The organism is Microbacterium alkaliflavum, assembly GCF_044325405.1.
GTDB classification, from domain to species: domain Bacteria; phylum Actinomycetota; class Actinomycetes; order Actinomycetales; family Microbacteriaceae; genus Microbacterium; species Microbacterium alkaliflavum.
Window position 1 is genome coordinate 75836 of record NZ_JBIQWL010000005.1, and the last position, 26235, is coordinate 102070.

16 protein-coding genes and 1 pseudogene are annotated in these 26235 nt (G+C 71.8%); 2 read left to right on the top strand and 15 right to left on the bottom strand.

Features of this window, described 5'->3' with window-relative positions; genetic code table 11:
• Position 1: 1 nt before the first annotated feature.
• The 9 genes from ACH3VR_RS14645 to ACH3VR_RS14685 all read right to left on the bottom strand — a co-directional run bounded on the left by ACH3VR_RS14645 (position 2) and on the right by ACH3VR_RS14685 (position 13827).
• Positions 2-2347 carry an ATP-binding cassette domain-containing protein gene (locus ACH3VR_RS14645; RefSeq protein WP_397557058.1) on the bottom strand — a complete coding sequence of 782 codons (2346 nt, stop codon included), beginning with the start codon at positions 2345-2347 and terminating at the stop codon, positions 2-4.
• A gap of 63 nt (positions 2348-2410) precedes the next feature.
• Positions 2411-3088, bottom strand: coding sequence for an ABC transporter ATP-binding protein (locus ACH3VR_RS14650; RefSeq protein ID WP_397557059.1), 678 nt, complete (start codon positions 3086-3088; stop codon positions 2411-2413).
• Positions 3085-3984, bottom strand: coding sequence for an ABC transporter ATP-binding protein (locus ACH3VR_RS14655; RefSeq protein WP_397557060.1), 900 nt, complete (start codon positions 3982-3984; stop codon positions 3085-3087). The genes ACH3VR_RS14650 and ACH3VR_RS14655 overlap by 4 nt, the downstream gene beginning before the upstream one ends.
• Before the next feature lie 4 nt (positions 3985-3988).
• Positions 3989-6682: a hypothetical protein gene (locus ACH3VR_RS14660; protein ID WP_397557061.1), complete on the bottom strand. Its 2694-nt coding sequence runs from the start codon at positions 6680-6682 to the stop codon at positions 3989-3991.
• Positions 6679-9447 carry an FtsX-like permease family protein gene (locus tag ACH3VR_RS14665; RefSeq protein ID WP_397557062.1) on the bottom strand — a complete coding sequence of 923 codons (2769 nt, stop codon included), beginning with the start codon at positions 9445-9447 and terminating at the stop codon, positions 6679-6681. Before ACH3VR_RS14665 ends, ACH3VR_RS14660 begins: the two co-directional genes overlap by 4 nt.
• A 120-nt stretch (positions 9448-9567) precedes the next feature.
• Complete coding sequence (locus ACH3VR_RS14670) at positions 9568-10206, bottom strand: class F sortase (protein ID WP_397557063.1); 639 nt, start codon at positions 10204-10206, stop codon at positions 9568-9570.
• Entirely contained in the window at positions 10203-10901 is a 699-nt protein-coding gene (locus ACH3VR_RS14675; protein WP_397557064.1) for a hypothetical protein, read from the bottom strand. The genes ACH3VR_RS14670 and ACH3VR_RS14675 overlap by 4 nt, the downstream gene beginning before the upstream one ends.
• 200 nt (positions 10902-11101) lie before the next feature.
• Complete coding sequence (locus tag ACH3VR_RS14680; RefSeq protein ID WP_397557065.1) at positions 11102-11680, bottom strand: DNA-3-methyladenine glycosylase I; 579 nt, start codon at positions 11678-11680, stop codon at positions 11102-11104.
• 41 nt (positions 11681-11721) lie between these two features.
• Positions 11722-13827 carry an acyl-CoA dehydrogenase family protein gene (locus tag ACH3VR_RS14685; RefSeq protein ID WP_397557066.1) on the bottom strand — a complete coding sequence of 702 codons (2106 nt, stop codon included), beginning with the start codon at positions 13825-13827 and terminating at the stop codon, positions 11722-11724.
• A 289-nt stretch (positions 13828-14116) separates the two neighbouring features.
• On the opposite strand from ACH3VR_RS14685, the gene ACH3VR_RS14690 reads away from it, so the two are divergent.
• Positions 14117-14629 carry a GNAT family N-acetyltransferase gene (locus ACH3VR_RS14690; RefSeq protein ID WP_397557067.1) on the top strand — a complete coding sequence of 171 codons (513 nt, stop codon included), beginning with the start codon at positions 14117-14119 and terminating at the stop codon, positions 14627-14629.
• On the top strand, positions 14626-15891 hold the full coding sequence (locus tag ACH3VR_RS14695; protein ID WP_397557068.1) for a GNAT family N-acetyltransferase: 1266 nt from the start codon (positions 14626-14628) through the stop codon (positions 15889-15891). The genes ACH3VR_RS14690 and ACH3VR_RS14695 overlap by 4 nt, the downstream gene beginning before the upstream one ends.
• A gap of 48 nt (positions 15892-15939) precedes the next feature.
• On the opposite strand, the pseudogene ACH3VR_RS14700 reads toward ACH3VR_RS14695, so the two are convergent.
• The 6 genes and pseudogenes from ACH3VR_RS14700 to ACH3VR_RS14725 all read right to left on the bottom strand — a co-directional run bounded on the left by ACH3VR_RS14700 (position 15940) and on the right by ACH3VR_RS14725 (position 26070).
• Positions 15940-17720: pseudogene (locus ACH3VR_RS14700) on the bottom strand (glycoside hydrolase family 3 protein).
• A 50-nt stretch (positions 17721-17770) separates the two neighbouring features.
• Positions 17771-18256, bottom strand: coding sequence for a glutathione peroxidase (locus ACH3VR_RS14705; protein WP_397557069.1), 486 nt, complete (start codon positions 18254-18256; stop codon positions 17771-17773).
• Between the two features lie 44 nt (positions 18257-18300).
• Complete coding sequence (locus ACH3VR_RS14710; RefSeq protein WP_397557070.1) at positions 18301-19974, bottom strand: formate--tetrahydrofolate ligase; 1674 nt, start codon at positions 19972-19974, stop codon at positions 18301-18303.
• Positions 19975-20387: 413 nt separating this feature from the next.
• Positions 20388-22319 (bottom strand): DNA helicase RecQ, encoded by a 1932-nt coding sequence (recQ, locus tag ACH3VR_RS14715; protein WP_397557250.1) that lies wholly within the window; start codon positions 22317-22319, stop codon positions 20388-20390.
• Positions 22320-22609: 290 nt separating this feature from the next.
• Positions 22610-25132, bottom strand: coding sequence for a DEAD/DEAH box helicase (locus ACH3VR_RS14720; RefSeq protein ID WP_397557071.1), 2523 nt, complete (start codon positions 25130-25132; stop codon positions 22610-22612).
• Between the two features lie 68 nt (positions 25133-25200).
• The gene (locus ACH3VR_RS14725) at positions 25201-26070 is read right to left on the bottom strand and encodes an SGNH/GDSL hydrolase family protein (protein WP_397557072.1); all 870 of its coding nucleotides are present in this window, start codon (positions 26068-26070) and stop codon (positions 25201-25203) included.
• Positions 26071-26235: the final 165 nt, after the last annotated feature.

Sequence of the window (26235 nt, forward strand, 5' to 3'; positions counted from 1 at the left end):
CTCAGGCGCCGACGTACTCCCGCAGGTGGGTCGCCGTCAGGGTGGCCGCGTTCGCCACGAGGTCGGCGGGAGTGCCCTCGAAGACGATCGTGCCGCCGTCGTGGCCCGCACCCGGCCCGAGGTCGATGATCCAGTCGGCGTGGGCCATGACGGCCTGGTGGTGCTCGATGACGATGACGCTGTTGCCCGCCTCGACGAGGCGGTCGAGCATCGCGAGCATGTTGGCGACGTCGGCGAGGTGCAGGCCCGTCGTCGGCTCGTCGAGTACGTAGATCGCGCCCTTCTTGGCCATCGAGATCGCAAGCTTGAGCCGCTGGCGCTCGCCGCCCGACAGCGTGTTGAGCGCTTGTCCGAGGGTGATGTAGCCGAGGCCGACGTCGATCATCCGCACGAGGATCGTGTGCGCCGGACCCTTGCCGAAGAACTCCGCCGCCTCGCCGGCCGACATTGCGAGCACCTCCGCGATGTTCTTGCCGTCGAGGAGGTACTCGAGCACCTCGTCGCTGAACCCGGAGCCTTCGCACAACTCGCACAGCGTCTCGACCGTCTGCGTGAAGCCGAGATTGGTGATGATGACCCCCAGCCCCCGGCACGCGGGGCAGGCCCCCTCGGAGTTCGCGCTGAACAGCGCCGGCTTGACTCCGTTGGCCTTCGCGAACGCCGAACGGACCGTGTCGAGGATGCCCGTGTAGGTCGCGGGGCTCGAACGGCGATTGCCCTTGATCGGTGACTGGTCGACGACGACGACGTCGTCGAAGGCCGGGACGTTGCCATGGATGAGCGACGACTTGCCCGACCCGGCCACGCCGGTGACGACCGTCAGGATGCCGAGCGGGATGTCGACGTCGACGTCCTTCAGGTTGTGCTGCGTCGCGCCGCGGATCTCGAGCGCACCCTTCGCCGCACGCGTCGACTCCTTCAGCCGCGCGCGGTCGTCGAGGTGCCGGCCCGTGATGGTGCCCGACGAGCGCAGGCCGTCGACATCGCCCTCGTACTGCACCTCTCCGCCCGCGCGACCCGCGCCCGGCCCGAGGTCGACGATGTGGTCGGCGATCTCGATCACCTCGGGCTTGTGCTCGACGACCAGGACGGTGTTGCCCTTGTCGCGCAGCTGCTGGAGCAGCCGGTTCATGCGCTCGATGTCGTGCGGGTGCAGGCCCGCCGTCGGCTCGTCGAAGACGTACGTGATGTCGGTGAGCGCCGAGCCGAGGTGGCGGATCATCTTCGTGCGCTGCGCCTCGCCACCCGACAGCGTGCCCGAGGCTCGGTCGAGCGAGAGATAGCCGAGACCCACCTCGACGAACGAGGCGATGTTCTGGCGCAGGCCCACCATGAGGGGCGCGACGGACGGGTCGTCGACCGTGTCGAGCCAGGCCGCGAGATCCGAGATCTGCATGGCCGCGGCATCCGCGATGCTGACGCCGCCGATCTTCGACGACCGGGCGCCCTCGTTGAGGCGCGTCCCGCCGCAGTCGGGGCACGGCATGAACTTGACCGCCCGGTCGACGAAGGCCCGCATGTGCGGCTGCATCGACTCGCGATCCTTCTGAAGGATCGACTTGGTGATCTTGGGCACGATGCCCTCGTAGGTCATGTTGATGCTCTGGATCTTGACCTTCGTCGGCTCCTTGTAGAGGAAGTCGGCGCGTTCCTGCTCGGTGTAGTCCTTGATCTTCTTGTCGGGATCGATGAAGCCCGATTCGGCGAACTGCCGCACCATCCAGCCGTCGACGTTGTACCCGGGGACCGTGATCGCACCCTCGGAGATCGACCTGTTACTGTCGAACAGCTCGTCGAGGTCGATGTCGCTCACCTGGCCGAGGCCTTCGCAGTTCGGGCACATGCCGCCCGTGATCTCGAACGAGCGGCGCTCCTTGATCTTCTTGCCGCCCTTCTCGAACGTCACGGCTCCGGCGCCGGAGACCGAGGGGATGTTGAACGAGAACGCCTGCGGCGAGCCGACGTGCGGCTGTCCGATGCGGCTGAAGAGCAGCCTCAGCATGGCGTGGGCGTCGGTCGCGGTGCCGACCGTCGAGCGGGCGTTCGCGCCCATGCGCTCCTGGTCGACGATGATGGCGGGGCTGACGTTCTCGAGCGCGTCGACCTCGGGGCGGTTGAGCTGCCCCATGAACTGCTGCACGAAGGTCGGGTAGGTCTCGTTGATGAGCCGCTGCGACTCGTTCGCGATCGTCGCGAAGACGAGCGACGACTTGCCCGATCCGCTCACCCCCGTGAAGACCGAGAGCCGGCGCTTGGGGATGTCGACGCTGACGTCCTTGAGGTTGTTCTCGCGGGCACCCACGACCCGGATGACCTCGTGCGAATCGGCGATGTGCGCCTCACCCATGCGTGCCCCCTCGTCGGCTGGATCCTCGCCAGTCTGCCCTACGCCGCGGACAGCACGCGTCCGCTATCCGTTCCGGTGGCCCACGAGCCGGCCGTCGTGCAGTTCGAGCACGCGGTCGGCGCGCGCGAGCATGACGGGGTCGTGCGTCGCGACGACGGCGGCGGTGCCCCGCTCGTGGACGATGCCGGCGATGAGGTCCATGATCTGCACCCCCGTCTCTGCGTCGAGCTGGCCCGTGGGCTCGTCGGCGAGCAGGATCGCCGGATCGGCGACGAGCGCGCGGGCGATGCCGACGCGCTGCTGCTGACCGCCCGACAGCTCGCCGGGACGCTGATTGCGGTGGTCGGCCAGTCCGACCGCCTCGAGCGCCGCCGTGACACGCTCGTCGCGCTCCGCGGGGTCGACGCGACGGATGCGCAGCGGCACCTCGACGTTCTCGGCGGCGGAGAGGATCGGCAGCAGCCCGAAGCCCTGGAAGATCGAGGCGATGCGGGTGCCGAGCAGCTCCTCGGCGCCGGGGGCCGAGAGGTCGCGTCCGTCGACCTCGACGCGGCCCGACGTCGGGCGGTCCAGCCCGCCGAGCATGGTCAGGAGGGTCGTCTTGCCCGACCCCGATCGGCCCTTGAGCACCACGAGCTCGCCCTCCGAGACCTCGAGGTCGACGCCCTGCACTGCGACGACGTCGCCCGCAGGCGCGGGGTAGACGCGGGTCAGACCTTCCGCGCGCAGCACGACGCTCATCCCTCGGGCCCCTCGTCCTTCGCAGCCGCCTTGTCCGGCCGCACCATGATGTGGTCGGGCTCGAGCGAGAGCCGCACGCGCTCGCGCAGCGACAGCGCCGAGACGAACTCGGCGGGCAGCTGCATGCGGCCTGCCCGGTCGAGCACGGCGTACTCCTCGGCCGTGCGCACGCGCCGGCCCTCGGCATCCGTCCGCGTCGTCCGCAGCGTCTCCGCCGATGTGCGCCCGTCGCGGATCCTCACGGTGCGATCGACGTGCTCCGAGACGGCGGGGTCGTGCGTGACGATGAGCGTCGTCACGCCGCGCTGCTTGTTGACGGACTCCATGACGGCCAGCACCTCGGCGCTCGTCGCCTCGTCGAGCTCGCCCGTCGGCTCGTCGGCGAGGAGCACCGCGGGCTCGTTCGCGAGGGCGACGGCGATCGCGACACGCTGACGCTGGCCGCCCGACAGCTGGTCGGGGCGACGGTCGGCGACGTCCGCGACGCCGAGATGGTCGAGCAGCTCAGCGGCGAGCGCCGCGCGCCGGTGACGTGCGACGACGCCCGCGACGGTGTGGGCCATCGCGATGTTCTCGCGCGCGTCGAGATACGGCAGCAGGTTCTGCGCCGACTGCTGCCAGACGAACCCCACGGTGCGGCGGCGATACTCGAGCTTCTCCCGGCCGCGCATCGTCACGAGGTCGTGGCCCGCGACGACGGCGCGTCCCGCCGTGGGCTGGTCGAGGCCACCCAGGATGCCGAGGAGTGTCGACTTGCCCGAGCCCGAGGCCCCGACGAGCGCCACCATCTCCCCCGGCTGCACCCGCAGCTCAAGCCCCTGCAGGGCCTGCACCTCGACGCCCTGTGCCGTGAAGATGCGCACGAGCCCGTCGCAGTCGATCGCGAGAGCGGTCATGTCCTCATCCTTCCTCGTCCCCCGACCTCACGGCCGAGGACGCCGTCATGCGCGAGGCAGCGCCCGCCGCGAGGAACACTGCGAGCGCGCAGAACACCGTGAATCCGGCCACGACGGCCACCGGCATCCATCCCCCCATCCGCACGGCGGGCTCGAGCGCGCCGCCGAGGAACGCCGAGGTGCCGAGCTGCGGGAGCGCGAACTGGGCCAGCGCGAATCCGACGGCGACACCGAAGGGCAGGGCAACGAGGAGGGCGGGCCCCACCTCCCACAGCACGAGAGGCACGTCACGGCGGCGCGGATATCCCAGTGCCGCGAGCAGCGCCATGAGCCGCGCGCGGCCCGGTGCGCCGAGGACGAGCGTCATCCCGATCGCGAGGGCGAGCAGGATCGCCACGCCCAGCGCCGATGCCGCGAGCGTGAGGTAGACGGTGCGCAGGGCCGGGTCCGCCTCCAGCGCCGCGGCGTTGGTCTGCGGCGTGCTGACGCGTGCGCCCGGGCCCGCGACCGCGAGCACGGCGGCCGAGACCGCTTCGGGGTCGGCCCGCGGGTCGAGGGCGAAGAGCACCGCGCCCGGTCCTTCCGAGACGGCGCCGAGCCGATCCGTCACCGAGTCGTCCACGAGCAGCCACGTCTCGGCCGGCCCGGGCCGGGCCACCGCGGGGGCCGTCGCCACGATGTCGACGGGTCGCCCTTCGAGCGTCGCGCCGCCACCGCCCAGGGCGGCGGTGAGCGCGGGCGACGCGACCGCGGGAATCGCGTCGCCGCCCGCTGCGAGCCCCTCGGGAGTCGGGATCGCGGTGAACCCCGAGGCGCCCTGCACGGCGGCGAGATCGTGCACGTCGGTGATGTAGACGGTCGCGCGGATCGTCTCCGCGCCCGCCTCGAGCTCGACTCTCGACCCCTCCGAGAGCTCGGCGGCCTGTGCGATCCCGCCGAGGTCGCGGAGCTGGTCGAGCTGCGCATCACTGAGGTAGGGAGCCTCCAGGCGCAGGTCGGCGCCGGCCTTCACCCGCGCCGCCGTGGCGACACCCTCGGTCTCCGTCGCCCAGAACGCGACGGAGAAGAGCACGACGGCGACGCCGAGCACGACCGCGAGCACGGGGGCTGCGCGGACGGAGGCGTCGCGCCGGCCGCGCGCGGGACCCACGAGCGGGACGAGTCCACGCGTCCGCGACGCCCGCGACTCGACCGCCGCGAGGAGCAGCGGCAGCAGGCGGAGCGCGAGCACGCACGCCGCCGCGGACAGGGCGAGCGGCAGCACCAGCAGGGCCGGGTCGACACCCGTGCCGCCGGTGACGGCGACGACTGTGAGGAGAGCCGCGACGACGAGGATGGCGATCTCGATCGCCGCGCGCCGCAGCGCCGCACCGCGTGGCACGACCCCTAGATCCTGGCGCGCGTGCCGGCGCGCGAGCGAGAGCGAGATCCACGGCAGGGCGGCGACGGGCGTGAGCGCCACGACGACCGGAATGAGAAGGGATGCCGCACCCTCGAACCCGACGAGCACCGCGGCCGCCGTGACGCCTACGGCGGCGCCGACGACGCCGAGCAGCAGGCCCTCGGCGGCGAGAAGGCCGCCGAGCAGGCCGCTCGACGCGCCGCGCGCGGCGGCGAGCCGCACCGTGCGCACGCGTCGCGTCGCGACGAGCCGCGCCGCGAGAGCAAGCACGACGACCGCGACGACGAACGGGCCCACGACGACGAACGCGATCGTCCCGGTCATGGCATCGACCCGGCCGATGGCATCCTCGATCGCGCGCGCCGCCGAGCTGCCGAGCGAGAGCCCGAGCGGGTAGCGGCTCTCGAGCACGACCTCGATCGGGACCTGCACGCCGCTCGAGGCGCGCAGCTGCTGCGCCAGCTCGCCGGCGGTCGCCCCGTCGACCCGCTCGAGGTCGAGCGGCAGCCACGCCTGGGTCGCGAACCAGTCGGGCTGGTCGAGTGCGACCCCGATCGCCTCGGGAGCCGCGTAGACGGTCGCGTACTCGGTGACGTCGCCGAGAGGTCCGGTGACGGCTGCCGGTCGGGCGCCCGTGGGCACATGGGTCCAGTACGGATCCGCGTCGTCGGTCGCCTTGTAGAGGCCTACGAGCTCGAGCCGGGCTGCGGCGTCCGCACTGAACGCGATGTCCCGCACCTCGCCGATCGGCCAGTCGAGCGTCTCCGCGGCCTCGTGCGACAGCACGACCTCGACGACGCCGCCCTCGTCGTGCGACTCGGGAAGCCGGCCCTCGACGACCTCGATGCGGTCACCGTAGGACGGGTCGAACGTCACGGTCACCCGGTTGAGGCGCTTCGGCTGGGCGGGAACGCTCGCGACAGGATCGCTCACGACCACGACGCTCGGTGTGCCGAGCACGTCGCGCAGCGGTGCGCGGAACCCGGCCACCGTCTGCGCGACCGCATCGAGTGCGGCGCCCCACGAGGCTCGCCGAGCGTCGTCGAGCGCAGCGGCGGCCGGGCTCGCCCCCGGGCCGGGGCGCGGCACGCCGCGTGTCGCTCCCGACAGATCCCGCGTCAGCAGGGGGACCGTGTCGAGCGCAGACCGGACTGTCGCGGTCTGCGCCGCGTGCAGGAGCGCGGGCGCCGCAGCGCCGGCGAACGCCGTGAGCGCGATGAACGCGACGACGAAGGCTGAGACGACGGGCGCCGTCACGAGCGACGCGAGGGCGAGGCGGGCGGACCGGACTCTCATGCCGTCATCCCGGTGAGCGACGGGAGGAGCACAGGCGAGATGATCTCGGCAGTCGCCCAGCCCGCGAGCAGGCCGGCGGTGATCGCGAACAGCGACGCCGCCGCCGTCTCGGCGACGCGCGCCCGCCGCTGGGCCGCGCGGTCGAACCCGAAGGAGCGCAGCGGCACCGCCTCCGCGCGGCGATCGCGCGCCGCCGCGGCCATCACGACCGCGAAGCCGAGCACCCCGAGGACCGCACCCGCGAGTGCGACGCCGACGAACAGCGCGAGGACCGGCTGCGCGAGCGATGTCGCGGCATCCCGCGCGAAAGCCACCTGGACGGGGTGTGCCGCCCAGGACCGCACGGCGGCCGAAGCCTCTGCGAGATCGGACGCGTCGACGAGCACCGTCGTCGGGCTGAGCACGGCGTCGCGCGTGCCGACCAGCCAGGCCGTCAGCGTCGCGAGATCGACGGCGACGCCCGGCCCCGAGCCGACTCCGGGGAGGAAGTCGGCGATGCCCTCGACCCGCACCGTGACGGGACGGCTCGCACCCTGGACGTCGACATGCAGGATGCTGCCGACCGACGCGTCCACGCGTGCCGCGAGCGCCGTGGACACGACGGCGGGAACCTCGGCGGGGAGGTCGTCGACGGCCGAGTACCGGAGCGCCCGCGTGCTCGTGAGGGCCGTGCCGGTGGGCTCGAGCCCGATGCGGCCCGCGTCGTCGGCCACCTCGAGCCGCACCGTCGCGCTGTTGCCGCCGGCGAATCCGTGCCCCACGACGTCGACGGCGAGCAGCCGTGCGGCACCGTCGAGCCCTGCCGCAAGAGTGTGCGTCTCGCCGTCGGCCGGCACGATCCCGACCTCGATCCGGCGCGGCGAACCCGCGCCGTCGACCGCCCACGCCCCGACGCTCATCGTCGGCGTGCGCGGCACGACGCTCGGCACCGGTCCCTCCGCGTACTCCCCCGTCACCTGGACCGTCAGCGTGTCGCCTGTCACGAGCGCGGCGTCGACCGCCGGGAGCGCGTCGAGGAGCGCGTCCGTCTCGTCGTCGGCACCCATTGCCGCGAAGGCCTCCGGGCCCGTCGCCACCAGGTCCACGCCGAGGTCGCCCACGCGAGCGGCGGTGCTCAGCGCGGGCTCGGCGCCGGCGACCCCCGGCTCAGCGCGCAGATCTGCGACGGACGGCGCTGGCGCAAGCGCGTCGACGGTCCGGGAGGCGTCCAGGTCGGCGCGCAGATCGGCGCCGACGGCGGCAGCCGCGGCATCCGCGCTCGCCCTGGCTCCCGTCGCGAGGGTCGCCGCCAGCGCGAGCACGCCGGCCGCGAGCGCGAGGCACAGCACGCCCGCCAGCACGGAATGGGGCCGCCGCGCGAGTTGGAGCACGCCGAGGCGCGCGGCAAGGCCGCGCCCGCGCCGGGTCACGCGTTCGGCCGCCACGGCGACGGGCCCCGTGAGCAGGCTCACGAGCAGACACAGGGTCAGGAGCACGAGCCAGGGCGCGGCGACCGCGAGCGGGTCGACCCGGCCCCCCCGCTCGATGAGCCCCGCGCGGGCGAACGCCTGCGCGACGGCGAGACCCGCGACGACCGCCAGGCCGACGAGCACGAAGAGCAGGCCGACCGTCGTCGACCGGGCACGCCGCGCGCGCGAGCCCGGCGCGCGGAGCACGGACGCGGCCGCCACAGCGGCACCGACGCCGATCGCGGCGGCGGCGCAGAGCGCCGCAGTGGGCAGCGCCGTCGGGGCGCGCGCGACGACGGCGACCAGGGCCCCGACAGCGGCGCCGAGGGTCGCCGCCACCGTGATCTCGGCGACGGCGGCGATCCACACACGGCGCCGACGCGCGCCCCGGGCGACGAGCAGCGCGAGCTCCCGCTCGCGGGTGCGCCCCAGCGCGAAGACGACGACCCCCGCGATGACGGCCGCGATCACCGCGAAGGCGACGAGCGGCACGGTGAGTGCGATACGCGCGCCCGCGACCGCAGCGAGGATGCGCGCCAGGGTGCCGCCCAGCCCACCGGTGATCTCGACCGGCCCCGCGTTCGAGACCCCCGCGGGACCGGCCGCCGCGGCATCGATGCGGTCGAGCGCCGTCCGCAGCTCAGCGGCCGACCCGGCTGTCAGCACCTCGGGCGCCACGGTCCACCGTGCCCGCAGCCGGGGGGCTCCGGCCAGCGTGGCGGCGTCGTGCATGAGAACCGGTCCGACGACGCCGTCGACCATGCCCGACGCGACCGCGGAGTCGCCCGACCAGGAGAGGTCGGTCGGGTCGTCCGCTCGCCACACGCCCGACACGCGCAGCTCGGCGCCGTCGACGCTCAGCAGGTCTCCGGCCGTGAGCCCGAGTCGGCGCGCGGCGGGCTCGCCGAGCGCGACATCGTCGCCCGTCGCCGGCCACGCACCCGAGGCGAGTTCGGCGCGATCCGGGACGGACTCATCGGCCAGCAGCCCCACCGAGGCGGCTGCCCCGTCGACCGTGGCCGTCGCGGTCGCGGCTGTCGTCCGGTGGACGGCGACGTTCAGGCCCGCGAGCGCGTCGTCGATCGCCGACGACAGGGCCTCCGGCTGCGTCGCGTCGCGCGGATCGAGGGGGAGCTCGACGACCACCAGCCGGGCGCGCGGATCCGCAGCCGCGAGCATGCCGTCGACGCCGCGGTCGAAGGCGAGCGATGCCGCCGCGCCGACGACGGCGATGCAGGCTGTCGCGATCGCCGTGACGAGGGCGAGGGCCGCGAGCGACGCGACGCCCACGCGGGCACGGCGGACGGCGGACAGCATGCACCTCCTCGGACAGCGACCCGTGCGGGGCGTCCGTCCAGGCTACCCGCGCGGTTCCGGCGCCGGGCGCGCCCGTGGACAAGCCGTCGATGCCGGGCCGGGCGCGGCATCCCTGCCCTGTCAGGACGCGGGCGTCGCGGCCACCAGCTGCAGGAAGACGACGGTGTTGTCGGGCGCGTGCTCCGCCGGATCCCAGCCCTCCGGGCGAGAGCAGGTGACGAGAGCGAGGCGCCCCGGCACGATCGCGACGACGCGCGGATCCTGTGTGAAGTCGGGTTTGGCCATCGTGATGACGTCGTCGACGCGGTACACGAGCTCACCGTTGGCGGTCGTGATCGTCGCCTCGTCGCCGGGTACGACGTCCTTCAGCCCGTTGAAGACGGCAGGCTCGATCCACGAGTGGCCGAAGATGTACACGGTGTTGCGCGCATCGGTTCCGGGCATGGGGTCGGCGATGCCCGAGTACCACGCGATGTCGTCGAGGCTCGCAGGATTGACACCGCCCTCGGCCGCGGCCTGCGCCGCCGTGTACTCCTCGACGGTTCCGTCGATGCCGGCGGCGGGGAACGTGAGGTGCGTCGGGACGGCGACCGGCACGAGGTCGGCGGCGAGCGGGGCGCCGGTCGCCGGCGCGGCCGACACCGTGGGGGCGCCCGGCCCCGCGTCCTGCCGGGGTGTCGCGCACCCCGGCAGGACGACGGCGAGGACGACCGTCGCGACGACGAGCGGACGGCGCGCTCGACGTGCGGAGCGGATCATCGGCGCCGGAGCGCTCCGCTGATCACCGAGCCGGCGGCGGCCGCGAGGATCGCGCCCACCGTCACGGCGAGCCCGAACAGCGGCGACGAGGTCGACGCGCCCGCCAGGTCTGCGCCGTCGGTCTTGGCCGCCGGCAACACGTTGGTGCCCGTCGCCGTGGTCTTCGTCGTGGTGACGGTCGGCGCCGTGGTGGTGCCGCCGTCGGTCGGCGTCGTGCCCGGATCCTCCCCGCCGCCCGTCGGGTTGGGCGACTCGGTGCAACCGATGACGGTGATGCGCGGATCGGGATAGCTCAGGGGCTCGCCGGTCCAGTCGGGTGCGGTCGCCTCCAGACTGCCGAACCCGAACGCCACCGCGACCGCGCCCCGACCGAGGTCGCTACAGGTGTACCCCGGCAGCGAGCGGACGTAGGTCTTCTCCTGGTCCGGAGCATAGAGCTCCGGTCCATACGTGTGGTTCTGGCCGTCGACATCCCGGATGACGACCACGCCCCATGCGTCGACCGTCGACAGGCTGTGCGTCCAGACCGTGACGTCGACCGAACCGGGCGTGGTCGAGAAGTTCAGCGTGACGTGTCCTTCGCCGCTGATCTCGCCATCTGCCGCGACGGCCGCCCCACCGGCCGCGAACACGGATACGACGCCGGCGACGACCGCAGCCGCCGCCAGACTTCTTGCACGAACATTTTTCTTCACGAGTGCCCCCTCAGTGAACTCGAACATGGAATTCGGCAGGGGTTCTCGGAACGACACAGACGGTCCGAAAGGCAGCCCCGCCTGGTCAGCTGTATTGCTCGCTTCCGGGGAGCGTATCACCGCGAAGACATCCACCCTGTTACGTCTTCATGACCGTTCGCTCGCTCAGGCACCTCGAATGTGGAACCGGTGCCACATTCTCAGCCCGCGGCGCGGTGGCAGCCTTCGACGTGGTCGTCGACCATGCCGGACGATTGCATGAGCGCGTAGATCGTCGTCGGCCCGACGAACCGGAAGCCGCGCTTGCGCAGGGCCTTCGACGCCGCCGTCGACTCCATCGTGACGGCCGGGATGTCGCCGAAGCCGACCGGCCTCGCACGCGCACCCTCGGGTGCGAACGACCACAGCAGCTCGTCGAGCTCGCCGTCGGCCATCGCCGTGACGAGGCGCGCGTTCGAGATCGTCGCCTCGATCTTGGCCCTGTTGCGGACGATGCCGGGGTCGGCCATGAGCCGCTCGATGTCGGTCTCGCCGAACGCCGCGACGGCTTCGGGCTCGAAGCCCGCGAACACCTCGCGGAAGCGCGGGCGCTTGCGGAGGATCGTGATCCACGAGAGGCCCGCCTGGAACCCCTCGAGGCTGAGCTTCTCGTACAGGGCCCAGTCGCCGTGGAGGGGCGTGCCCCACTCCTCGTCGTGGTAGCGCCGGTACTCGGGGTCGTCGCCGACCCAGGCGCAGCGGGCGATGCCGTCGGGTCCGGTCCGGAGCGCGGGGTTCACCCCGTCAGCCTAGGACCGGCCCCCGACACGAAGCACCGTCGTCAGGCGCGCTTGAGCGACTTCTCCGAGACCGGGGCGGTTCCGGATGCCGCGAGCGCGGCGTAGTACGCGGCCGCCTCCTGCTGGCGCTCCAGCTCGGCGCCCGACGCGATGGGTGCGCGCACGTGCTCGGGCGCGAACCCGAACGCGTCGACGAGGTCCTGCGCGTGCGGGCGGAGCCGCGCGCAGAGCCGGTCGATGTAGGCCGAGACGGCCCCGCCGCGCTGAGCCGACAGGCGGCCGTGCACGAGGTACCACGCGAGGTGCTTCTCGATGAGGCTCAGGCCGAAGAGGTCGCGCAGCCACGTCAGCACGTGCTTCGTGCCCTCCTCCTCGATCGTGTTGACGGCGTCGGTGAACGCCTCCCACTGCAGCAGCTCGGCGTGCGCGCGGGCGGCTTCGATGAGCTCCGACTGGTTGGCGTTGAACAGCGCCGCGGCGTCTTCGCGCGACAGCTTCGCGGCGGGGCGCAGGCGGCCCGCGACGTCGGCGACCATCTGCTGCACCCGGCCCGAGAGCAGCTCGTGCTGCTGATCCGCACGCAGGCCCAGCTCGACCGACCTCGCCGTCGAGCCGAAGTCGGCGACCGACTGCCCGAACTGGCGCAGGCCTGCGCCGTGGAAGACCTTGCCCGCGGTCTGGCCGACCGCGATGCGGGCGAGGGCCGCGGCATCCTTCCCTTTGAACTGCTTGGCGTAGTCCGCGAGCAGCCGCTTGCCGACGAGCTGCAGGAGCACGTTGTTGTCGCCCTCGAAGGTCACGTAGACGTCGAGGTCCTGATGCAGGCCCACGAGGCGGTTCTCGGCGAGGAAGCCGGAGCCGCCGCACGCCTCGCGGCACTCCTGGATCGTGTCGAGGGCGTTCCACGTCGAGAGGGGCTTGAGCGCGGCCGCGAGGGTCTCGAGGTCTTCGCGCTCGGCGGGGGTGTCGTTCGTGCCGCTGAAGACGGCATCGAACTTCTTGAGCAGCTCGTCGTGCGCGAAGAACTGCGCGTACGTCTGGGCGACGCGCGGAAGGAGGCGGCGCTGATGCTTGCCGTAGTCGAGCAGCACGACCTCGGCGGTGCCGGCGCCCGAGTCGAACTGCCGACGCTGGTTGGCGTACGTGATCGCGATGTACTCGGCGAGGGCCGTGCCCGTCGTCGCGGCGCCGTCGAGTGAGACCCGGCCCTGCACGAGGGCGCCGAGCATCGTGAAGAAGCGGCGGCCCGGGGTCGGGATGTCGCTCGAGTACGTCCCGTCGGCGGCGACGTCGCCGTAGCGGTTGAGCAGGTTCGTGCGCGGGACGCGTACGTGGTCGAAGTGCAGCCGGCCGTTGTCGATGCCGTTGAGCCCGCCCTTGACGCCGTCGTCCTCACCGCCGATGCCCGGGAGGAACTCGCCCTCGTCGTCGCGCAGCGGCACGAAGAAGCAGTGCACGCCGTAGTTGACCCCGCCCGTGATCAGCTGTGCGAAGACCGTCGCGGCCTTCCCGTGCAGCGCCGCGTTGCCGAGGTAGTCCTTCCAGGCCCCGCGGAAGGGCGTGTGGATGACGAACTCCTCCGTCTCGGGGTCGTAGGTCGCCGTCGTGCCGATCGCCGCGACGTCGGAGCCGTGGCCGGTCTCGGTCATCGCGAAGGCGCCGGGCAGGCTCAGATCGATGACGCCGGGCAGCCACTTGTCGTGGTGCTCCTTCGTGCCGAGCTGGTGGATCGCCGAGCCGAACAGACCCCACTGCACGCCCGACTTGATCTGCAGGCTCGGGTCGGCCAGCACGAGCTCCTGGAATCCCGCGAGGTTGGCGCCGTTGTCGTTCCGCCCGCCGTACTCCTCGGGGAACGCGCGGCGAGAGCCGCCCGCGTCGACGAGGGCGTGCAGCTGCGCGAGCACGCGCTCGCGGTGCTCGGGCATCGGCTGGCCCTCGACGCGCCAGAACGCGGGGTCCTTGATCATCTCGCGCGCCTCGCGGCGCGTGTCGGCCCACGTGCCGAGGAGAAGGTCGGTGACGTGCGCGATGTCGACGCGGGTATCGGATGCCTCGGCCGCGGTGTGCGCAGCGGTCGGGGCACCTCCGGCGGGCGTGCGCCTGCTCGTGGAGGGTTTGTGGGGACGGACGGCGGCGTCGGCCATGGCATCAACTTTCGGCGCGATGGGCAGGGGAAGATCACTTTCGACGGTAGGACTCCCACAACAGCGGCCCAAGTCGGTTGATGATCCGCACAAACGCACGGCCGGACGTGTGCGATGCGACTTGTGCGCTCCCGACATCAGGGCGCGCGGCGGCGCCAGTACAGGACGTTCCGCCGACGGAGGGCGATCCGAAGCCGAAACGGCCTGCGTGGGCCGATCCTTCTGTTCTCAGTGACTGGATGCCAGGCACCGGTGTCGGGCGCCGCGCCTAGACTCGCGGCGTGACGGCGTGGCCGGAGGCATCCTGATGCAGTTGACGCTCGTGCCGTGGTCCGATGGCGATCTGCCGGTGCTCGAACGGGCGAACAGCGCCGACATGACGCTGTTCCTCGGCGGCCCCGAGACCCTCGATGATCTCGAGGCTCGACATGCGCAGTACCTGGAGTTCGTCGAGTCGGGCGACGGCGCGATGTTCCGCGTCGACGTCGACGGCGAGGCCGCCGGATACGCCGGATGGTGGACCGAGGAGCACGCGGGCGAGCCCGTGTGCGAGATCGGCTGCGCCGTCGAACCCGCCTGGCAGGGGCGCGGTGTCGCGACCCAGGCGCTCGGACGTGTCGTCGACCTGGCCGTCGCGACGACGGGCCGGCCTGTGGTCGGGTATTCGCACGTCGGCAACGAGGCATCCAGCGCCCTCTGCCGCCGCGTCGGCTTCGAGCTGCACGGGCGCGGCGTGTTCCCGTCGGACGACGGCGACGTCGAGGTGAACATCTGGTTCATCACGCCGGAGTCGCGCAGATGACCGTGACACTGCGGCGCTGGAGCGTCGACGATCTGCCGGTGCTCGAACGGGCGAACACGGCCGAGATGACGAGGTTCCTCGGCGGGCCGGAGACGAGCGCGCAGGTCGTCGCGCGGCACGCCAGGTACCTGCGCCTCTGGGAGACCGGCGAGGCGCACATGTTCCGCATCGACGTCGACGGGGTGCCCGCGGGTTCCATCGGCTGGTGGCACGTCGAGCACGGCGGCCGACCGGCGTACGAGACGGGCTGGGGTGTCGAACCCGGCTGGCAGGGGCGCGGCGTCGCGACCGAGGCGCTGCGGCAGGTCATCGCCGACGTGCGCGCCGACGGCGAGCGCGATCTGCTCGTCGCGTATCCGGGCGTCGAGAATTCGGGCTCGAACGCACTGTGCCGGCGCGCCGGCTTCGCGCACACGGGCTCCGACACGGCGCCGTGGCGCGGCGGCGAGCTGACGTTCAACGTGTGGGAGCTCGACATGTCGCCGCTCGACCTCACCGACCGGCAGCCCGACGTCGAGGAGCGCTTCGACGAGGGCGTCCTCGACGAGAAGCTCTGGTGGCCGTTCTACACCCCCCAGTGGTCGTCGAGGGAGCGCGCGGCCGCTCGGTACACGGTCGGAGCGCCGGGCCTCGAGCTGCGGATCGACGCCGACACGCCCCCGTGGGCGCCTGACCTCGACGGGGACCTCCGGGTATCGCACCTGCAGACGGGCCAGTTCTCGGGCGGGCTCGGCTCCGGCGTCGGGCAGCACCGCTTCCGGCCCGGGCTGGTCGTGCGCGAGGAGCAGCCCGACCGGCTCCTGTGGCTTCCGCGGTTCGGAGTCATCGAGGCGCGGCTCGCGGCGATCCGGCATCCGTCCGCAATGGTCGCCCTCTGGCCGATCGGCTTCGAGGACGCACCCGACGACTGCGGCGAGATCTGCATCGCCGAGATCTTCGGATCGGAGCTCGACGATGCGGGCGGCTGGGTCGGCGTCGGCGTCAAGCCGCAGAACGACCCGCGCCTGCGCGCGGACTTCGAGAAGATCCGCGTCGAGGGCGACCTCACCGACTTCCACGACTACGCCGTCGAGTGGAGGCCCGACGGCTTGAGGTTCTTCGTCGACCACCGGTGGGTCAAGACCGTGGCGCAGACGATCGACTACCCCGTGCAGCTCATGCTCGACGTGTACGAGTTCCCGCCCGGCGACGGAGTTCGGGATGCCGCGGCCCTCCCGCACCGCTTCCGGGTGGCGTGGGTGCGGTCGTACCCGCCCGCCTGAGGCCCGGAGCCGGACCCTGCAGGGGCCCGGCTCCTGACGTTTCGACTCCTAGAGGGTCAGGCCGTGCCCGAACCGGAACAGCGGGTCGGCCGTGTCGAACGGCACGTCGGGACGCGACGCCTCGACGGCCGCCATCGAGCGGGGCACGTCGAACGGCAGCCTGCCCTTCGCCGGCACGGCGCCGGTCAGCACGTCGAGCAGAGCGCCGTGGTTCGCGCCCCAGTTCGCCGTGACGGCGTGGGCGGCCTCGACGATCGGCGCGAGGATCGCGGGACGGTCGAGGAACACGTCCACGACGGTGGGCACGACGGCCGCGATCTCGCGCACGTGCGCGACGACGTCCTCCGGGAAGTCCAGCGAGCCGGCGTGGAAGAAGTTCTCGAACATCGAGCCGCGCTCCTCGTAGGGGGCGTGCAGGCGCAGGATCGCGGCATCCGCCTCCTCGGGCGACTCGACCACCTCGCCGAACCGGCCCGCGATCTCAGGGTCGACCCCCTCGACGTACAGCTTCCGGCCGGTCGCGAGCGGCAGCACCGCGGAGCGATTGGTCAGCACCGCGATCGAAGCGCGCTGCGCCGCCTCCCCCGCCGCGCGGAACTCCGCCGAGCCGACGATGGCGTCGGCGGCCTCGGCATCCACGAACGGGCTCTCGAACAGCCCGAGCTCGAACTTCTCGCGCAGCAGGCGACGGGCCGAGGCATCCATTCGCTCTTCACTGACACGGCCTTCCTCGACAAGCGAGATCAGCAGGCTCGGGTCGTGCTCGCCGCCGAACTGGTCGGCGCCCGCGTCGAGCACCTTGATCATGCGCTCGGCGGGCGTGAGGTGCTCGACGCCCCACGCGCGCGCGGCGAAGTCGGTGCCCATGATCGGCTGGTCGGTGATGAGGCCCCAGTCGGTGCAGACGATGCCGTCGAAGGCGTAGCGCTCGCGCAGCAGGCCGGTCAGCACGGACTTGTTGAAGCCGAACCCGACCTCCTCGTACTCGGTGCCGACGGGCATGCCGTAGTACGGCATGATCTGGCGTCCGCCGGCCGCGAAGACGGCCTCGAAGGGCTTGAGGTGCAGCTCGAACTGGCCCCCGGGGTAGACCTGCTCGCGGCCGTAGTCGAAGTGCGGGTCTTCGCCGTCCTTCTGCGGGCCGCCGCCGGGGAAGTGCTTCGTCATGGTGCTGACCGAGCCCTCGCCGAACGACGAGCCCTGGAAGCCGCGCACATACGCCGCACCCAGCTCACCGGACAGCTCGGGGTCTTCGCCGAACGTCCCTGCTGGCGCGCCCAGCGCGGCTCGGACGCGAGGTCCACCTGCGGGTGCAGCGCGACGCGGATGCCGACCGCCGTGTACTCCTGGCGCGCGATGTCGGCGAAGTCCTCGACGAGCTCGGCGTCGTGCGTCGCGGCGAGGCCGAGAGGCTCGGGCCACTGCGAGAACGGGCCCGCGAAGAACGAGGCGCCGGGGTTGTCGTTGAAGGCGTGGCGCGGGTCGGTCGAGATCGTCACGGGGATGCCGAGACGAGTGGATGCCGCGAGCTCCTGCATCTTGTTGTGCCACCGCGCGATGTCGCCGGCCGTCGGGGCGATGCCGAGGAGGTTGAAATGCGACATGGCGCGGCCGACGATGTACTCCTCGTTCGACGCGATGCCGAAGACGGGGTCGCCGGTCGACAGCTCGCCGTCGGGGCCCATCGCGATCATCGTGTGGAAGAACAGCCCGGCCTTCTCGGCGAGCGTCATCTGGCCGAGGAGGATCTCGACCCGCTCGTCGACGGGCAGCGAGGCGTCGCGGTATCGGGTGTCGAGGTCGGTCGTGAGGGCGGCGTCATTGCTCATGCCGATCAGCATAAACCGAGCGTCGCTAGGTTTTCAACGATTCGCGGTGATCACCCAGGCAGGTTGGCTTCGAGCGCAGAGATGACGGCGGGGTCGTCGGGCTCGGTGTGCGGGCGGAAGCGGATCACCTCGCGGTCGGGGGTGACCAGGAACTTCTCGAAGTTCCACGTGACGCGGCCGGCCTTGCCGGAGGCATCCGGAGTCTTCTTGAGCTCCGTGTAGAGCGGATGCTCCTGCCGCCCGTTGACGCGGATGCGATCGAGCACGGGGAAGCTGATCCCGTACGTCTTCGAGCAGAACTCGATGATCGCGTCATTGCTGCGCAGCTCCTGCAGGAACTGGTTGCTGGGGAAGCCGATCACCTGGAAGCCCCGGTCGCCGTACTCGCGCTGCAGGCGCTCGAGCGTCTCGTACTGGGGCGCGAGGCCGCAGCGCGACGCGACGTTGACGATCATGACGAGCTTGCCGTCGTAGTCGCCGCGGAGGGTCTGGGTCTCACCGTCCATCGTGCGGAACGGGATGCCGTCGAGCGTCATGCACTGATTCAACCGGAGAAGCGTGTCCGGTGTTCCTCGATCCGTCAGAACAGGCCGACGATGCGGCCCTCGTCGTCGACGTCGATCGTGTTCGCGGCGGGAGCCGCGGGCAGGCCCGGCATCGTCATGATGTCGCCGCAGATCATCACGACGAACTTCGCACCGGCCGCGAGCCTCACCTCGCGGATGTCGACGTCGTGCCCCGACGGCGCGCCGCGCAGCCTCGGGTCGGTCGAGAACGAGTACTGCGTCTTGGCGACGCAGACCGGGTAGGAGCCGTAGCCCTCGTCCTGCAGGCGCCGGATCTGCGCGCGCACGGCGGTGGATGCCGTGATGTCGGATGCCCCGTAGATCCGCTTCGCGATCGTGCGCATCTTCTCCCAGAGCGTCGCGTCGTCGGGATACGTGAAGCGCAGCTCGACAGGCTCCTGAGCGAGGCGGACGACCTCGTGCGCGAGCTCTTCGGCGCCGGCCCCGCCCTCGGCGAAGTGGCGCGCGACGACGGCTTTCGCCCCGGCGCGCTCGACCGCTGCCACGAGCGCCGAGACCTCGGCATCCGTGTCCTCCACCCGGTGGTTGATCGCGACGACGGCGGGAAGCCCCCACGTCTCCCGGACCGTCGTGAGGTGCCGCACCAGGTTCACGGTGCCGCGTTCGAGAGCCGCGACGTTCTCGGTCGGAAGATCGGCGACGTCGATGCCGCCGTGGTACTTCATCGCCCGCACCGTCGCGACGATGACGGCCGCCGACGGGCGCAAGCCGGACGAGCGGCACAGGATGTCGACGAACTTCTCCGCCCCGAGGTCGGCGCCGAATCCCGCCTCGGTGACGACGAAGTCGGCCAGACGCAGGGCGGACTGGGTCGCGATCGCCGAGTTGCAGCCGTGCGCGATGTTCGCGAACGGACCGCCGTGCACGAACGCGGGCGTGTGCTCGAGCGTCTGCACGAGGTTGGGTGCGAGCGCGTCGCGCAGGATCGCCGTCATCGCGCCGTGCGCCTGCAGGTCGCGCGCGAGCACGGGCGTGCGATCCCGGGTGTAGCCGATGACGATGTCGCCGAGCCGCTCCTTGAGGTCGGCGATGCCGGTCGCGAGGCAGAAGACGGCCATGACCTCGCTCGCCACGACGATGTCGAAGCCCGACTCGCGCGGATAGCCGTTGCCGGGGCCGCCGAGGCCGACCACGACGTCGCGCAGCGCGCGGTCGTTGACGTCGAGCACGCGGCGCCACGTGATGCGGCGCACGTCGATGCCGAGCGCATTGCCCTGGTGGACGTGGTTGTCGATGAGGGCCGCGAGCAGGTTCGTCGCGACGGCGATCGCGGAGAAGTCGCCCGTGAAGTGGAGGTTGATGTCCTCCATCGGCACGATCTGCGCGTAGCCGCCGCCGGCCGCGCCGCCCTTCATGCCGAACACGGGGCCGAGCGCGGGCTCGCGCAGGCACACCATGGCGCGCTCTCCGATGCGCGTCAGCGCGTCGCCGAGGCCCACGGTCGTCGTGGTCTTGCCCTCACCGGCCGGCGTCGGCGAGACCGCCGTGACGAGGACGAGCTTTCCCCGGGGCCGGTCGGCGATCGAATCGAGGTAGCGGAGCGAGACCTTGGCCTTGTGCCGTCCGTAGGGCTCGAGACTGTCCTCCGGGATGCCGAGCCCTCCGGCGATCGCCGTGATGGGCTCGAGCTGCGCGGCCTGGGCGATCTCGATGTTGCTGAGCCCCACTGGTCCCCCTTCGTCTGCGTCGACGCTCCCGCCAGCCTAGGGTGCCGGGTTGCGGCGCCGGGTCGGTCCTCGGCAGGCGTGTCGGGATCGTAGGCGCTCGCCGAGCGCACACGTTGTCCGCGCGAAGATCGTGTGCGCTCGGCGAGTGCGTACGAAGTCGGCGGCCGCCGGTGGGGCGCAGCGCGAACCCTGGCGCCGGGCGGGTGGCTGCAGGCGTCCAGAGCCCGTGCTGTCACCGAGCGCCCATGCTGTGTGCGGTGCAGAACGGGGGCTTTCGGCGAGAGCACGGGCTATGGACGCGGGTGGTGGATGCCATCGGAGACCATCCGGTCGCGCGAGCTCGTCGAGGGGTCGAGTGCGAGCCTCGTCGGGGCGCAGCCGAGTGGGGACGCGGAGTCGTCCGGCCGGACGGGTCAGGCGGCGGCGATCACTTCGAGCACGGCCTCGCCGTACGTCTCGCGCTTCTTGGCGCCGATGCCGGAGATGCCGTCGAGGTCGCCGAGCGAAGCGGGCCGGACCGCGGCCAGCGCGCGCAGCGTCGCGTCGTTGAACACGACGTACGCCGGCACGCCCTGCGCTCTCGCGACGTCGGCCCGCCACGACCGCAGCGCCTCGAACAGACCGCGGTCGGCGTCGTCGATCGTCTCGGAGACGGTCGTGCGGCGCACGCCGCTCGTCGATCCTCGCCGTCCCATGACATCGCGACGCAGCAGCACGGTGCGCTGGCCGCGCAGCACGTCGCCGGCGCTGTCGCCGAGCGCGAGCGTGCCGTACTCGCCGCGCGCGACGAGGAGGCCCGTCGCGAGCAGCTGCCGCACGACGCCACGCCAATCCTGCTCGGAGAGGTCGGAGCCGATGCCGAAGGTCGCGAGCTCGTCGTGCCGCTGCTGGCGCACACGGTCGGTCGTGTTGCCGCGCAGGATGTCGATGAGCTGACCCGCGCCGAAGGCCTGGCCGCGTTCGCGCTGCAGCCGCACGATCGTCGACATGAGCTTCTGCGCGGCGACCGTGCCGTCGAACGTGTCGGGCGGCTGCAGGCAGGTGTCGCAGTTGCCGCACGGCGCCGACTCCTGGCCGAAGTAGCCGAGCAGGTTCTGCCGGCGGCATCCGACCGTCTCGCACAGAGCGAGCATCGCGTCGAGATGCTGACCCAGGCGCATCTTGAAGGCGCGGTCGCCGGGGCTCTGCTCGATGAGGCGGCGCTGCTGCACGACGTCGCCGAGCCCGTACGCCATCCACACGACGGCGGGCTCGCCGTCGCGGCCCGCGCGGCCGGTCTCCTGGTAGTAGCCCTCGACCGACTTGGGCAGGTCGATGTGCGCGACGAAGCGCACGTCGGGTTTGTCGATGCCCATGCCGAACGCGATCGTCGCCACCATGACGACGTTCTCGTCGCGCAAGAACCTCGACTGGTGTGCCGCGCGCACGGATGCGTCGAGCCCCGCGTGGTACGGCAGCGCCGGGATGCCCTGCGACGAGAGGTATTCGGCGGTCTGCTCGACGGACTTGCGGCTGAGCGCGTAGACGATGCCGGCCGTGCCCTCGTCGGGGAGGGCATCGCGCAGTGCGCGGATGAACGAGACGAGCTGGCGCCGCGGCTCATTCTTGGGCTCGATGCGGTATTGGATGTTGGGCCGGTCGAAGCTCGCGACGAAATGCTTCGCCCGCGGAAGATCGAGCCTCTGCGTGAGCTCGCGGTGGGTTTCGCGCGTCGCGGTGGCCGTGAGCGCCATGCGCGGCACGCCCGGGAACCGCTCGGCGAGATCGCCCAGCGCGAGGTAGTCGGGGCGGAAGTCGTGGCCCCACTGCGACACGCAGTGCGCCTCGTCGATCGCGATGACGCTGAGCCGCCCGCGCTGCAGGAGCGAGGTCGTCGCAGCCGAGGAGAGGCGCTCGGGCGCGACGTAGATCAGGTCGAGCTCGCCGGCGAGAAAGGCCTGCTCGACCGCGTGCCGTTCGGATGGCCCCTGCGTCGAGTTGAGGTAGGCCGCGCGCACGCCGTTGGCGATGAGCGCATCGACCTGGTCGTGCATGAGCGCGATGAGGGGGCTCACGACGAGGCCCGTGCCGGGACGCGCGAGCGCCGGCACCTGGTACGTGATGCTCTTGCCGCCGCCTGTGGGCATGAGCACGACGGCGTCGCCGCCGGCGACGACGTGCTCGACGATCGCGCCCTGATCGCCGCGGAAGTCGTCGTACCCGAAGACCTCGTGCAGGATGACGCGGGGGTCGGTGCCCGTGAAATCCCGTGCGCGCGGCACGGTGGCGACGGGAGTGCCCCAGCCGTCGTCGGGCGGCGGCTCGAACTCGTCGGGCGGGGGCGCGAACTCATCGGCGTCCCACATGAGGTCGGCGTACGGGTCGCCCTGGGGGATGCTCACTCGTCCCAGGGTAGCCGCGGCATCCGACGTCCTCCTCGTCCCGACCCGTCCCGTGCGACACGCCTGCGCAACCTCTCCTGTGGAGGACACGGCGCGTCCTCGCTCGCCCGCGTCATCGTGCGGGTCGCGGCCCGGCTCACCCGCACTCCGCCGCGGCCGAACAGAGCCGCCGCCTGCTCAACCGCGGCATCGTGCGGGTCGCGGCCCGGCTCACCCGCACTTTCACCGCGGCCGAGCCGACGAAGTGCCCGAGGTCAGAGCCGGACGACCTCCGTGATCCGCACGACGGCGGTTCCGGCCTCCTCCGACGCGGCGAGGTCGACCTCGCCGCGGATGCGCCAGTCGTGGTCGCCGGCGGGGTCGTCGATGGTCTGCTCGACGCGCCACACGCCTGCCGAGGCGGGCGTCTCATCGATCGCGACGAGCCGCGGCGACCGCGCGGATCCTCCGGTGAGCATCTCGTCGTGCTCCTCGAAGTACGCATCGAGGGCGGCGGGCCAGTCGACGTCGGGGTCGAGGGCTTCCAGCTCGTCGTCCTTCTGCAGAGCGGCGAGCTGCACGCGGCGGAAGAGCTCGTTGCGCACCAGCACTCCGAACGCGCGGCGGTTGGTCAGAACCGACGGCGGCGCGGGCGGCACGACGGGCTCGTCCGACGCGGCGGCGGGGTTGACGAGCGCCTCCCATTCGTCGACGAGGCTCGAGTCGACCTGGCGCACGAGCTCACCGAGCCACGCGATGACGTCGAGCAGATCCGGCGTCTGCGCTTCGGCGGGCACGGTCTGACGGATCGCCCGGTACGCATCGCTGAGGTAGCGCAGCACGAGGCCTTCGCTGCGGGCGAGCTGGTACAGCGAGATGAGCTCGCCGAACGACAGCGCCCGCTCGAACATGTCGCGCACGACCGACTTCGGCGACAGCTCGAAGTCGCGCACCCACGGCTGGCTCGACGCGAACACCTCGTACGACTGCGCGAGGAGCTCCTCGAGGGGCTTCGGATACGTGACCTCTTCGAGCGCCTCCATGCGCTCGTCGTAGTCGAGCCCCTCGGCCTTCATGGCGGCCACCGCCTCGCCGCGCGCCTTGAACTCCTGCTGCGACAAGACGGGCCTCGGATCGTCGAGCGTCGACTCGATGACGCTCACGACGTCGAGGGCGTAGTGCCCCGTCCCCGTTCCTGCCGGCGCGGCATCGTCGGGGTCGAGCAGCTCGATGGCCGCGAGCGCGAACGGCGAGAGCGGCTGGTTGAGCGCGAAATTCGGCTGCAGATCGACGGTGAGCCGAATGGATGCCGCACCCGCCCCGCTGCGGTCGATCTCGACCACATCGGCGGCAAGGAGCGTGCTGAAGATCGCTATCGCCCGCCGCGCCAGGGCGTACCGGCGGGCCCGCGGCTCGTGGTTGTCGAAGACGAGCGAGCGCACGTTCTCGAACACGTCGCCACCCCGGGCGATGACGTTGATGAGCATCGCGGCGGTCAGCGAGAGCTGCGGCACGAGCGGCTCGGGCTCGGCGTCGACGAGACGCTCGAACGATCCGAGCCCCCAGTTGACGACGCCGGTCGGCGCCTTCTTGCGCACGATCTTCTTGCGCTTGGCGGCGTCGTCTCCCGCCTTGCGCAAGGCGGCCTCGTTCTCGATCTCCCACTCGGGCGCCATCACGACGACGGTCCCTGCCGTGTCGAAGCCTGCGCGACCGGCGCGTCCGGCGACCTGATGGAACTCGCGCGCCGTCAGCTGCCGCATCCTGGTGCCGTCGAACTTCGACAGGGCCGTGATGAGCACCGTGCGGATCGGGACGTTGATCCCGACGCCGAGCGTGTCGGTGCCGCAGATGACCCGGAGAAGGCCGCGCTGTGCGAGCGTCTCGACGAGCCGGCGGTAGCGCGGCAGCATGCCTGCGTGGTGCACGCCGATGCCCGCGCGCACGTATCGCGAGAGCGTGCGACCGAAGGCCGTCGTGAACCGGAAGCCGCCGATCGCGTCGGCGATGGCATCCCGCTGCTCCCGCGACACGATGCGGATCGACGAGAGCGCCTGTGCACGCTCCATCGCCGCCGCCTGGGAGAAGTGCACGATGTAGACAGGCGCCTGGCCGGTCTGCAGCAGCTCTTCGACCGTCTCGTGCACGGGGGTGCGCGCGTAGGAGAAGTGCAGCGGCACGGGCCGCTCGACGCCCGTGATGCGGGCTGTCGGCCGTCCGGTGCGTCGCGAGAGGTCGTCGGCGATGTCGGTGACGTCGCCTAGCGTCGCCGACATGAGGACGAACTGCGCACGATGCAGGAGCAGCAGCGGCACTTGCCACGCCCAGCCCCGGTCGGGCTCGCCGTAATAGTGGAACTCGTCCATCACGACCTGGTCGACGGGCGCCGAGGGCCCCTGCCGCAGCGCGAGGTTCGCGAGGATCTCGGCCGTGCAGCACACGATCGGGGCGTCGGGGTTTACCGACGAGTCACCGGTGACCATGCCGACGTTCTCGGCGCCGAAGACGTCGACGAGCGCGAAGAACTTCTCGCTCACGAGAGCTTTGATGGGGGCCGTGTAGTAGGTGCGGCCGCCGCGTGAGAGGGCGATGGCGTGCGCGGCGATCGCGACGAGCGACTTCCCGGTGCCTGTCGGCGTCGACAGGATGACGTTCGAGCCCGATACGAGTTCGATGACGGCTTCGTCCTGCGCAGGGTAGAGATCGAACCCGCGGTCGGCCGCCCATTCGACGAACCCGAGGTATGCGTCGTCCTCGCCCGCGCCCATCGGCACGGCGTCGAGCAGGTTCAGGGGCATCACCTGAGTCTGCCAGGGCCGGAGCGACGACTCCGACCCCGGCAGACGATCGAAGAGGGATGCGTCGGCTACGGCATGACGGCGGCTGCGACGATCGCGGCCCAGGCCTCCTGGCCCGGCACGTTGGGGTGCAGCCCGCGGTCGGAGGTCTGCTTGCCCGACACGAGCCCGCTGATCCACCGGCCGCCTGTGTCGCAGAGGCCGTGGCCGTCGAAGCCCGTCGCGACGTCGACGAACCGCACGCCCGGGTCACCGGTCAGCTGCTGGTATCCCGCGACACCGGCTGCGACAGCGGTGTCGACGTTCTGGATGAAGGAGTTCGCGAGGGAGGTCTGTGCCGCCGAGAGCTTGACAGGCCCGCTGGGCCCGGCCCCCAGACTGCAGAACGTCGTGACATCACCGAAGACCAGCGGATACCCCGTCACCGCGATCAGCGCGTTCGGGGCGACGGCGCGGATGGCACCGACCAGCGTGCCGATCTTCGCGGGCAGCGCCTGCACCGCAAGCGCAGCCGCCTGAAGCGCCTGTGCGCACGCGACGGGGTCGCCCCCCTCGCCGCAGGCGGCGAGTCCCGCCTGCCAGTCGAAGTTGTTGATGCCCGCCGTGAGGGTCACGAGCCGGGTCGCGGGGCCGAGGTCGCCCGTCGCCGAGAGGGCGGCGACCTGGCCGAGCACGTCGTCGGTCTTGGCGCCGGCGCACGCCGCCGAGACGACGGACGTGCCGAGGGTTCCCGCGAGCACGGCGGGGTACGCCTTCCTCGAGCGCAGGCACGACTGGTCGACGTAGGGCAGATTGCCGGTGCCGGCGGCTTCGGAGTCGCCCAGTGCGACGTAGGGTGATCCGCCGGGATCGGCTGCGTACGCTGCGGGCGCGAAGCCCGCCGCCATCGTGGCCGTGAGGCCGAGCGCCGCAAGCGCGGCCAGGATGCGTCGTTTCATGATTCCCCTTTGAATCGCGCGGGCCGACGGTCCGCTCCCCGAGTGCGGCGCCGGCGCAGTGGACACGGCGCTGGCCCAGACGCTAGACCCATCGCCCGTCCTCCGCCAGAGGTGTCGACGTGGCGCAACGACGCCGGACGCGCCTACCGTGAGAGAAGAAGACGA